We start from the raw sequence: 10,257 nt of genomic DNA, 5'->3' as shown, positions 1-10,257 counted from the left end.
ACGCCCCTCGGCAGAGCCATGGTTAAGACGCATGGCGCTAACTTGGCTGTCGGGTTGCTGAGCGATAACTGAAATATTCATGTCACATATTCATTACTTTTTATCGGGTAAGTCATCTATACGTGACATTTAAAGCAGGCCAACACCGTTTCGACCCAACACCCACCTCAACCTCCGCTCATACCCAATCCGTCCCTTATACGCCTCCCCGCTGTCCACCCATCCAGCCCCCAGATACAACCCCATCGCCGCCACATTGTGCGTGTCCACCGACAACTCCAGCGCCTTGATCTGCGGCCACGCCTGCAATGCCGCAGCCGGCAGCGCCTGCAAGCACGCCTTGCCGAATCCACGCCCTTGCTGCTGCCGATCCACCTGCAACGCATGCAGCGTCGCGCTGTGTTCATCGGCCCAATGGGGCAGGCAGGGCGGGCGTTTAAGCAGGAGGAAGGCCACCGGAATGTCGTCGGCCAGCAGGGCAAAGCCCTTGACGCCGGGGCTGGGCTTGGCCAGCAGCGAGTTGAGGGCGCAATACATGTCGCCGGAAAACGGCAACTGCTCAGGGTGAACTTCGATGGCGCTGACGTGCTGTTGTTGCACAGCATTCAGCGTCTCGTAAGCGACAAGGCGGGTTTGCATCGGCGTGTCCGAACAGCTGCAAAGAAGGGCGCAGTCTAGCGGTTTTGTGCTGGACGATATTATTTTTCAACGGGCTGTCGATTTGCCCGCAGGCCGTTCGACTAAGGGTGTCTTCCGTGATTTTCCAACCCGAAGGAGTATCGCCATGAGTACCGCAATCAACACCCTGATCGAAGAATGGAAGCACGCCGTGCTTTCGCGGAATATCGATAAGATTGTCAGCTATTACGCCGACGATATCGTCTCGTTCGACGCCGTGACCGCCCTGCAATTCAAAGGCAAGGCCGCCTACCGTGCGCACTGGGAAGCCTGCATGGAACACTGCCCTGGCCCAGGTATTTTCGAGTTCCACGAACTGCGTATCGTCGAGTCCCGGGACAGCGCATTCGCCCACTGGCTGGCCCACTGCGGCGGCGCCGGGCCGGACGGTGAAGTGAAGGCCTGCTGGATGCGGGTGACGGCCGGTTATCAATGCTTCAACGGCGACTGGAAGGTGGTGCATGAGCATTGGTCGGCGCCGTTTGACATGGCAAGTGGCACGGCACTGTTCGACCTGAAACCTTGAGTGCTGCGAACTATAGTCAATAGTTGCGAAAACGGAGACGCACATGAAATACCTCTGCCTGATCTACAGCAACGAACAGGTGATGCACACCTCGCCGGACAGCCCCGCAGACCCGGAGTGTTTCGCCTACGCGCAGGCCATCCAGGACAGCGGCCGGATGCTCGCCGCTGAGCCGTTGGAGTCGGTAAGCAGCGCCACCACCGTGCGCATGCGCAACGGCAAGCTGTCGATCACCGACGGGCCGTTTGCCGAAACCAAGGAACAGCTCGCCGGGTTCTATCTGATCGAGGCGCGGGACTTGAATGAAGCGATCCAAGTGGCCGGTGGCATTCCGGCCGCCCGGGTCGGCAGTGTGGAAGTGCGCCCCGTGCGCGAATTGAATCTCTGAACTCAACAACCATAAGCATAAGATTCAGGAGGTTTACCCATGCCTACGCAACCTGCCGAATTTGAACTGTCCATCAGCCGTGTGATCGATGCACCGCGCAGCCGTGTATTCCGCGCCTGGACCGAACCCGCCTTGCTGCAGCAATGGTGGGGGCCCCATGGCATGACCACCCCCGAGTGCGAAATGAATCTGTGGGTCGGTGGCCTGTTTCGCACCCTGATGCGTGCGCCGGATGGCAGTGAGTACCCGACCCAGGGCGTGTTCCTGGAGATCGTCGCCCCTCGGCGCCTGGTGTTTACCGACGCCTATACGCCGGGCTGGATCCCTTCGGGCAAACCGTTCATGACCGCTGAAGTGACCCTGCAGGAAGTCGAGGGCAACAAGACTATCTACACCGCCCGCGCCATGCACTGGAGCGCTGAAGACAAACAGGCCCACGAGGCCATGGGCTTTCACGACGGATGGGGCCAGAGCCTGGACCGCCTGGTGACGCTGGTGACCCAGGGCATGCCTGATTGACGTCTGCAATCGAGGCCATTTACCGCAGCGAATCCCGGCGCGTCCTGGCTACGCTGATCCGCCTGCTCGGTGATTTCGACCTCGCCGAAGAGGCCTTGCACGAGGCCTTCTTCGTTGCGGTCGAACGCTGGCAGCAGGACGGTGTGCCGGACAACCCACGGGCCTGGCTGGTGTCGACCGGGCGCTTCAAGGCCATCGACCGCCTGCGCCGCCAAGCCCGTTTCGCGCCCTTGTTGCAGGCGCAGGCCGACGCACTGGAAGCCGCCGACTGGAGCGTTGAGGACGTGGAAGACGACCGCCTGCGCCTGATCTTCACCTGCTGCCACCCAGCGTTGGCGGCCGACGCCCAGGCGGCGCTGACCTTGCGTGAGATCTGCGACCTCACCACCGAAGAAATCGCCCGCGCCTTTCTGGCCACCCCGGCCACCATCGCCCAGCGCATCGTGCGCGCCAAGGGCAAGATTCGCGAGGCCAAAATCCCCTATCAAGTGCCGTCACTGGCCGAGCTGCCCGAGCGCCTCGACAGCGTGCTGCGCGTGATTTACCTGGTCTTCAACGAAGGCTATTCGGCGTCCATGGGCGCGGACCTCACGCGTGAGGAACTGACCCGCGAAGCCATTCGCCTCGGCCGCCTGCTCCTGGAATTGCTGCCGGAGCCGGAAGTGATGGGCCTGCTGGCGCTGATGCTGTTGCACGAATCCCGCCGCGCGGCGCGCACCTCGGCCAGCGGCGAACTGGTGTTGTTGGATGAGCAGGACCGTTCGCGGTGGGATGTGTGCTTGATGGCTGAAGGTTGTGCGCTGGTGGAGCAGGCACTGACCCAACGTGGTTTTGGCCCGTATTGCCTGCAGGCGGCGATTGCAGCGGTGCATGCCGAGGCACCCAACGCCGGGGAAACGGATTGGCCGCAGATTATCGGGCTCTACGATGTATTGCTCAGGGCCATGCCGTCGCCGGTGATCGAGTTGAACCGCGCCGTGGCGGTGGCCATGCGCGAAGGGCCGCTGGCGGGGTTGCAGTTGGTGGAAGGCATTCTGGCGCGTGGGGAATTGCTGGATTACCAACTGGCGCATTCGGCGCGGGGCGAGTTTTGCCGGCAGTTGGGGCGGGTGGAAGAGGCCCGGACAGCCTACGAAAAAGCCCTGTCACTGACCCGGCAAATCCCGGAAAAGCATTTCCTTGAACACCGCCTGGCCGAACTCAATCTCCCCAAGCAATGAAGATCAAAAATGTGGGAGGGGGCTTGCCCCCGATAGCAGGGTGTCAGTCGCTGTATTGGGTTACTGACCCACCGTCATCGGGGGCAAGCCCCCTCTCACATTAATCTCAATTGTCTGAAAAAAATCACTCCAACATCTTCCCCAGCAACCAGCTCCCCGCCGGCCCCGGCGGATGGTGGCGTGACCACAGTGCATCCACGGCCACCGAACGCGGCCAACCGCGTGCCTTGAGTTCGACCAGTTGCCCGCCACCAAAGCGTTCCACCAGCCAGCGCGGAATCGGTGCCCAGCCGAAACCCAACTGGGCCATCTCCAACAGCATCAGGTAACTGGGGGCCGACCAGACGCGGCCGTTGGCACGGATTTCATTCGGGTTGATGATGCTTGCCAGGCGCAATTCGCGGTGCTGTTGCAGGGCGTGCGCGGTGAGGGTATCAACGCCCGCCAGCGGATGTTTCGGTGACACGAACAGGGCGATTTCCGTGCGCTCGTCCACGGGCGCGCGGGTCAGGTCTGGCGGGTACGCTTCCTGGTGTTCAATAAACGCGATCTGCGCCCGACCACTTTGGACCAGGGCGATCAGGTCTTCGCATTCGGCGATCAGGCATTCCAGCTCAAGGTCCGGGTAGCGTTGTTCAAACGCGCTGAGGGCGACCTCGAAACGGTCGGACTGGTAGGTATCCGACATGGCGATACTCAGCTTCGGCTCCAACCCCTGGGCCAACTGGCTCGCCGCCAATTCCAGCCGACTACTGGCCTCCAGCACCTGCTCGGCCCGTTGCAGCAACACATGGCCCGCTGGCGTCAGTGTCGGCTTACGGCTGCTGCGATCAAACAGCACCACATCCAGGTCAATCTCCAGGCTTGCCACGGCTGCGCTGACGGTGGACTGGCTCTTGCCGAGCTTGCGCGCCGCCGCCGAAAACGAGCCTTGGGTGGCCGCCTGCACAAATGCCTGCAGCACTTCGTTAGAGGCCATGACTATCGCCTTGATCGATGGTTATTGGTTATGAAGTATCGAGTCAAGGGCTAATGATGGCAACCATCGTCACTCACGGAGCCGGGTCATGAACCCCACTAAGTCGATTACTGAACGCGTTTGCCAGGCCATTGGTTTCGAAGCCCTGGCGTTGTTGATCTGCACCCCCTTACTGGCGTGGATCATGGACAAGCCCGCCCTGGAGATGGGCATGGTCACCCTGGCGATCAGCCTGTTGGCGCTGACCTGGAACGTGATTTTCAATGGCCTGTTCGACCGACTCAAGGCGCGCCTGCAACTGGCCAACAACGGCTGGACCCGAGTGCTGCATGCCTTGATGTTTGAAGGTGGATTGATTCTGGTGTGCGTGCCGCTGATTGCTGCCTGGCTGAACATCAGCCTGGTGCAGGCGTTTATCCTCGACATAGGCGTACTGCTGTTTTTCCTGCCGTACACCTATGTGTATCACTGGGGGTATGACGTGCTGCGCGACAAGCTCCTACAGAAACATGCCGCCCGACGCCTCGATTCGCTGGCCCGTGATCCAGGCGCTACCGTCGGCGAGCAGGCTGGCGATGGCTCCGCCAATATCATCCGGTAACCCCGCGCGGCCCAAAGCGGTATTGCTGGCGACCATGGCGTTGAGCTCGGCGTTATCGCGCACCGCACCGCCTCCGAAGTCGGTTTCAATCGCGCCGGGGGCCAGGATGTTAACGCTGATGCCACGGCCGCCCAGTTCTTTGGCCTGGTAGCGGGTCAACACGTCCATCGCGCCTTTCATCGCGGCGTAGGCGGCGTAGCCAGGCAGGCTGAAGCGCGTCAGGCCACTGGAGACATTGAGGATGCGGCCGCCGTCGCGGATCAACGGCAACAGCTGTTGGGTCAGGAAAAACGGGCCCTTGAATTGGATCGCCACCAACTGATCGAACTGCGCTTCGGTGGTCTCGGCAAAGCTGGCGTGAATGCCGATACCGGCGTTGTTGATCAGAAAATCGAAGTGGTCCTGTGCGAAAACTTCCTTGAGTACCCCAGCAACGTCGTCGACAAAATCACCGAACGTCGCGCTTTGTCCCACATCCAGTTTCAGCATGGCAGCACGGCCGCCCAGCTGTTCGATCTGTGCGACCAATGCCTGCGCTTCATCGGCCTTGCTGTGATAAGTGCCGATGATGTCGACGCCTTGTGCCGCCAGGTGCAGCGCGGCGTTTTTGCCCAGGCCGCGGCTGGCGCCGGTGATCAATGCGATCTTACGGGTCATGGTGTTTTCCTCGGTGAGTGACTGTGGGAAGAAGTGTATTTGTCCGCTCATAACGTGATAAATAGCGCTAAACCGGAATCACTGGCCGAATAAGGCGAACAATCCCATGAACAAACTGGAGCTGCTGCGCACCTTTGTGCGCGTCACTGAGCTGTCGAGTTTCACCGGCGCCGGCGAGAGCCTGGGCCTGCCGCGCTCCACCGTGTCGGAGCATGTGCAGGCACTGGAAGAACTGCTCGGCGCACGCCTGTTGCAGCGCACCACGCGCAAGGTGCAGGCCACCCAGGACGGCCGCGTGCTGTATGAGCGCAGCAAGGATTTGCTCGCGCACATGGAAGAACTCGAAGGGCTGTTTCGCCAGGACGAAGCGCAACTGGCCGGACGGATTCGGGTGGACATGCCTAACGTGATGGCGCGGGACTTGATCCTGCCGCGTTTGCCGCAATTCATGGACGCGCACCCGCTGATCGAGCTGGAGATCAGCACCACCGACCGCCAGGTCGACCTGCTCGCCGAGGGCTTCGATTGTGTGCTGCGCGTGGGGGCGCAGCCGGACCAGAGCGTGGTGGCGCGGCTGCTGTGCAGCATGCCGATGATCAATTGCGCGAGCGCCACCTACCTGCAACGCTACGGCGTGCCGCAGACCCTGGCCGACCTGGCCGATCACCACCTGGTGCATTACGTGCGGCCGTTGGGTTCACGCTCGGCGGGGTTTGAGTACGTGCAGGGCAACAAGGTGCTGCGCATCCCCATGGCCGGGCGGGTCACGGTCAACAGCACCGATGCTTACAAGTCTGCCTGCCTGGGCGGTTTCGGGATTATTCAGGCACCGGCCCTGGGCATGGGCGAAGAATTGGCGAGCGGGGAGCTGGTGGCGTTCCTGCCGGACTATCCGGCCCCGTCGCTGGATGTGTCCCTGCTCTACGCCGGACAACGGCATTTGCCGCTGCGGGTGCGGGTGTTCATGGACTGGTTGGCGGCCATCCTGCATTCGCAGCTTTAACGCCGCGCCGACAGCTGTTGCGGCGCCAGGAACGCGTCGTGGAAGTAATCGCGAAACGCCTGCATTGCCGGGGTGAAGGCGCGCTCGCGGTGCCAGGCCAGGCCGACGCTCATGGGCGTGACGGGGTCGGTGACGGTCAGGGTTTCGATGCGCTTGCCTTCCAGCGACCAGGGCCGGTGCACCAGGTCCGACAGGATCGCCACGCCGCTGCCATTGGCGACCATGCTGCGCACCGCCTCCACCGAACTGGTGCGCAGCCGCACCTTGGGCGCTTGCCCGGCCTGTTCCCAATAACGCATGGCGCTGTGTTCGGCCTCATCGACGGTGAGCAGGATGTACGGCTCCTGCGCCACATCCGCCAGGCTCACGGCGCCGCGTTCGCACAATGGGTGATGGCTGGGCAGCCATAAACGACGTTCCGAGTTGAACAGGATCTCCGAGACGATCGCCGGGTGGGTGAGGTTTGCGGTGAGGACCACGGCCATGTCGAACTGGCCGTCGAGCAGGCCCTGTTCGATGGCCTGGCGCTCCTGCTCGAACACCTCCAGCGTCACATCCGGGTGCCAGTGCTCCATGCGCTGCAAGTGGTGGGGCAGGAAGTAACCCAGCACCGTGTAGCTGGCCGCCAGGCGCAGCACGCCGCTGGCGCGGTAGTCGGGCAACGGGCTGTTCAGCGCGTCGTCGACACTGCGCACAATCACGTAGGCGCGGTTGAGAAAGTGCCGCCCGGCATCGGTCAGGTTCATGCCCTGGGCCGAGCGCACAAATAGCTGCACGCCAAGCAGGGCTTCCAGCTCCTTGATCGCCGTGGTCACCGCAGACTGGGAGATGTTCAGGTGAATCGCCGCCTGGGAAATCTGGCCGATTTCGGCGGTGGCGACGAAGTAGCGGATTTGGCGCAAGGTCAGGGACATGGCTTTATCTGATTTTCAGAAGATAGGCCATCTGATAATAGATCTTCCCAAGGGGTCAAGCCGCAGCCTACTTTCGAGCATTACCTTTTGGCGGAGCGTCCCCGATGCAGGCAGTGGATTTCAATTCAGACATGGGCGAAGGCTTCGGTCCCTGGACCATCGGCGACGGCGTCGACGCGGAGCTGATGGCCTATATCAGCTCGGCCAATATCGCCACCGGCTTCCATGCCGGCGACCCCGGCACCATGCGCCGCACCGTCGCGCGCGCCAAGCAACTGGGCGTGGCCATCGGCGCACACCCGGGCTTTCGCGACCTGGTGGGCTTCGGTCGTCGGCATATCAATGCGCCGGCCCAGGAGCTGGTCGACGACATGCTCTACCAACTGGGCGCCCTGCGCGAAATCGCCCGCGCCCAAGGCATGACGCTGCAACATATCAAGCCTCACGGCGCGCTCTACATGCACCTGGCCCGCGACGAAGAAGCCGCGCGCCTGCTGGTACAAAACCTGCAAATCATCGAGCCGACGCTGTTGCTGTACTGCATGCCCAACTCGGTGATCTGGCGCGTGGCCAAGGAACTCGGGCAACCGGTGGTGCGCGAATTCTATGCCGATCGTGAGTACGATCTGACCGGCTCCATTGTGTTTACCCGCAACGTACGTGCGCTGGATCCGGCCACGGTCGCGGCCCGTGTCCTGAGGGCGTGTCAGACGGGGCTGGTGCGTACCGTAGAAGGCGAAGACCTGTTTATCGAATTCGATTCCATCTGCCTGCACAGCGACACCCCCGGCGCACTGGAGTTGGTGGAAGCCACCCGTGAGGCGTTGGACCAGGCCGGCATCACCGTCAAAACACCCTAATAAGATCGTACATTTACTTTTTTGCCTGCCTTTCTATAACGATTCCAAGAGGAACAGACATGGCTGAAACGTCCCCCATCCGCTACAGCTTCGGCGGTGATGAGCACCTGTTTGCCGAAGTCAGCGAGAGCATGTCCCTGCAGGCTTTTTTCAAGGGCATGGCCGTGACCCGTGCCGTGGAGCGCCTGGCGCTGGAAGGCGTGCTGGATGTGTGCCTGGCCAATGCCTCGTTCCAGATTCGCTTCGACCCCGACCGCATCGCCCCCCATGTGCTGCTCGACGCTGTGCAAAGCGCCGAAGCCCAGGCCGTGGCCGAACGCACCCTGCACACACGCATCATCGAAATCCCGGTGCTCTATAACGACCCCTGGACCCATGAAACCCTGATGCGGTTTCGCGACCGCCATCAAGACCCCAGCGCCACCGACCTGGAATACGCCGCACGCATCAATGGCCTGGCCGATGTCGAAGCGTTTATCGCCGCCCACAGCGGCGCGCCGTGGTTTGTCTCGATGGTCGGCTTTGTCGCGGGCTTGCCGTTCATGTTCCAGATGGTCGAGCGCGAGCGGCAGTTGCAGGTGCCCAAGTACCTGCGCCCGCGCACCGACACGCCGAAGCTGACCCTCGGCCATGGCGGTTGCTTCGGCTGCATCTACTCGGTGCGCGGCGCCGGCGGCTACCAGATGTTTGGCGTGACCCCCGCGCCGATCTACGACCCGGCCCAGCAGTTGGCCTACCTCAAGGCGCATATGGTGTTCTTCCGGCCGGGTGACATCGTGCAATTCAAACCTATCGACCGGGACGCCTACGACCTGGCCGTTGCCGAGGTGGAGGCAGGCCGTTTCGACCTGCGCATTCGCCCGGTGGAATTTTCCCTCGATGCGTTTCTCGCCGACCCCATCGGCTACCCGAAAACCCTGCAGGAGGCGCTGGCATGATCAAGGTTCTCAAACCCGGCCTCGCCACCTCTGTGCAGGACCTTGGCCGCGAAGGTTATTACCACCTGGGCATTCCGCCATCGGGTGCATTGGACCAATACGCCTTGAGTGCAGCCAACCATCTGGTGGGTAACCCGGTGGGGGCGGCCGGCCTGGAATGCACCTTGATCGGGCCCGAACTGGCGTTTCAACGAGATACCCTGGTCGCGCTCAGCGGTGCATTGATGTCGCCGCGCCTGGACGGTGAAGTGGTGCATCAGGACACCGCCTTTGAGGTGCGTGCCGGGCAGGTGCTGCGTTTCGAATTTCCCAAGGCAGGTGCCCGCACTTACCTCGCCGTCGCCGGTGGCATTGACGTGCCGTTGGTGCTCGGCAGCCGTTCCACTTACACCCTCGGTGCACTCGGAGGTTTCCACGGCCGACGCTTGCAGGAGGGCGATGAATTGCCCATCGGCGACGCCAGCGGTCTCGGACGTGCGGGCAACAGTTTGCCGATGGCGTTGCGCCGCTCGGTGGGCGGTGATGTCACGTTGCGCGTGGTGCCGGGGCTGTATTACGAGCGCTTGACCGCGGGAGCCAAGAGCAGTTTTTTTGCGGAGCCGTGGACGGTCGGTTCCGAGGCGGACCGCATCGGCTATCGCTTCAAGGGCGGCAGTGCGCTGAGCTTTCAGCCGCGTGAGCAGCCGTTTGGCGCGGGGTCGGATCCGTCGAATATCGTCGACAGTTGCTACCCGATTGGCTCGATCCAGGTACCGGCCGGGCTGGAGCCGATTGTGCTGCACCGCGATGCGGTATCCGGCGGTGGTTACGCGATGATCGGCACGGTGATCAGTGCCGACCTGGACTTGATCGGGCAGATGCAGCCGAACCAGCGGGCGGGGTTTGTGGCGGTGACTCTGGAGGAGGCGCTGGAGGCGCGGCGGGTGTACAAGAAACGGCTCAAGGCCATGGCGGGACTCTTCAACAACTGACAC

13 protein-coding genes are annotated in these 10,257 nt (G+C 62.3%); 9 read left to right on the top strand and 4 right to left on the bottom strand.

All coding sequences use genetic code 11. The features are described from left to right. Positions 1-129: 129 nt before the first annotated feature. Entirely contained in the window at positions 130-639 is a 510-nt protein-coding gene (locus HCF10_RS06230) for a GNAT family N-acetyltransferase (protein ID WP_167655087.1), read from the bottom strand. Positions 640-784: 145 nt separating this feature from the next. On the opposite strand from HCF10_RS06230, the gene HCF10_RS06225 reads away from it, so the two are divergent. The 4 genes from HCF10_RS06225 to HCF10_RS06210 are packed head-to-tail and all read left to right on the top strand — an operon-like array spanning position 785 to position 3,331. Beyond that, complete coding sequence (locus HCF10_RS06225) at positions 785-1,204, top strand: YybH family protein (protein ID WP_167655086.1); 420 nt, start codon at positions 785-787, stop codon at positions 1,202-1,204. Positions 1,205-1,247: 43 nt separating this feature from the next. Further along, on the top strand, positions 1,248-1,592 hold the full coding sequence (locus HCF10_RS06220) for a YciI family protein (RefSeq protein WP_145337907.1): 345 nt from the start codon (positions 1,248-1,250) through the stop codon (positions 1,590-1,592). 39 nt (positions 1,593-1,631) lie between these two features. Beyond that, positions 1,632-2,111 (top strand): SRPBCC family protein, encoded by a 480-nt coding sequence (locus HCF10_RS06215; protein ID WP_167655085.1) that lies wholly within the window; start codon positions 1,632-1,634, stop codon positions 2,109-2,111. Then, positions 2,108-3,331, top strand: coding sequence for an RNA polymerase sigma factor (locus HCF10_RS06210; RefSeq protein ID WP_167655084.1), 1,224 nt, complete (start codon positions 2,108-2,110; stop codon positions 3,329-3,331). Before HCF10_RS06215 ends, HCF10_RS06210 begins: the two co-directional genes overlap by 4 nt. A gap of 124 nt (positions 3,332-3,455) precedes the next feature. Here HCF10_RS06210 and HCF10_RS06205 read toward each other — a convergent pair whose 3' ends face one another. After that, positions 3,456-4,310, bottom strand: a complete 855-nt coding sequence (locus HCF10_RS06205) for a LysR family transcriptional regulator (protein WP_131697829.1) — start codon at positions 4,308-4,310, stop codon at positions 3,456-3,458. Between the two features lie 88 nt (positions 4,311-4,398). Between HCF10_RS06205 and HCF10_RS06200 the strand changes: the two genes are divergently transcribed. Beyond that, positions 4,399-4,911, top strand: a complete 513-nt coding sequence (locus HCF10_RS06200) for a multidrug/biocide efflux PACE transporter (RefSeq protein WP_167655083.1) — start codon at positions 4,399-4,401, stop codon at positions 4,909-4,911. On the opposite strand, the gene HCF10_RS06195 is transcribed toward HCF10_RS06200, so the two are convergent. After that, positions 4,810-5,568 (bottom strand): SDR family NAD(P)-dependent oxidoreductase, encoded by a 759-nt coding sequence (locus tag HCF10_RS06195; protein ID WP_131697827.1) that lies wholly within the window; start codon positions 5,566-5,568, stop codon positions 4,810-4,812. The two genes, HCF10_RS06200 and HCF10_RS06195, sit on opposite strands and share 102 nt — an antisense overlap. Positions 5,569-5,674: 106 nt before the next feature. Here HCF10_RS06195 and HCF10_RS06190 point away from each other — a divergent pair, with 106 nt between their 5' ends. After that, positions 5,675-6,571: a LysR family transcriptional regulator gene (locus tag HCF10_RS06190; RefSeq protein WP_131697826.1), complete on the top strand. Its 897-nt coding sequence runs from the start codon at positions 5,675-5,677 to the stop codon at positions 6,569-6,571. Here the strand turns inward: HCF10_RS06190 and HCF10_RS06185 are convergent. After that, positions 6,568-7,485 carry a LysR family transcriptional regulator gene (locus HCF10_RS06185; RefSeq protein WP_092488890.1) on the bottom strand — a complete coding sequence of 306 codons (918 nt, stop codon included), beginning with the start codon at positions 7,483-7,485 and terminating at the stop codon, positions 6,568-6,570. The genes HCF10_RS06190 and HCF10_RS06185 overlap by 4 nt on opposite strands. Positions 7,486-7,589: 104 nt before the next feature. Here HCF10_RS06185 and HCF10_RS06180 point away from each other — a divergent pair, with 104 nt between their 5' ends. From HCF10_RS06180 to HCF10_RS06170, 3 genes are read left to right on the top strand one after another with little or no spacing between them, the layout of a single operon-like run. After that, complete coding sequence (locus HCF10_RS06180) at positions 7,590-8,345, top strand: 5-oxoprolinase subunit PxpA (RefSeq protein ID WP_167655082.1); 756 nt, start codon at positions 7,590-7,592, stop codon at positions 8,343-8,345. Positions 8,346-8,404: 59 nt separating this feature from the next. Further along, positions 8,405-9,283: a 5-oxoprolinase subunit B family protein gene (locus HCF10_RS06175; RefSeq protein WP_131697825.1), complete on the top strand. Its 879-nt coding sequence runs from the start codon at positions 8,405-8,407 to the stop codon at positions 9,281-9,283. Then, entirely contained in the window at positions 9,280-10,254 is a 975-nt protein-coding gene (locus HCF10_RS06170) for a biotin-dependent carboxyltransferase family protein (RefSeq protein WP_131697824.1), read from the top strand. The genes HCF10_RS06175 and HCF10_RS06170 overlap by 4 nt, the downstream gene beginning before the upstream one ends. Positions 10,255-10,257: the final 3 nt, after the last annotated feature.

Origin of the sequence: Pseudomonas sp. B14(2022) (genome assembly GCF_012030485.1) — a bacterium.
GTDB lineage: Bacteria > Pseudomonadota > Gammaproteobacteria > Pseudomonadales > Pseudomonadaceae > Aquipseudomonas.
The sequence above is the reverse complement of the archived record's forward strand: the minus strand, read 5'-3'. Positions and strand labels throughout refer to the sequence as shown.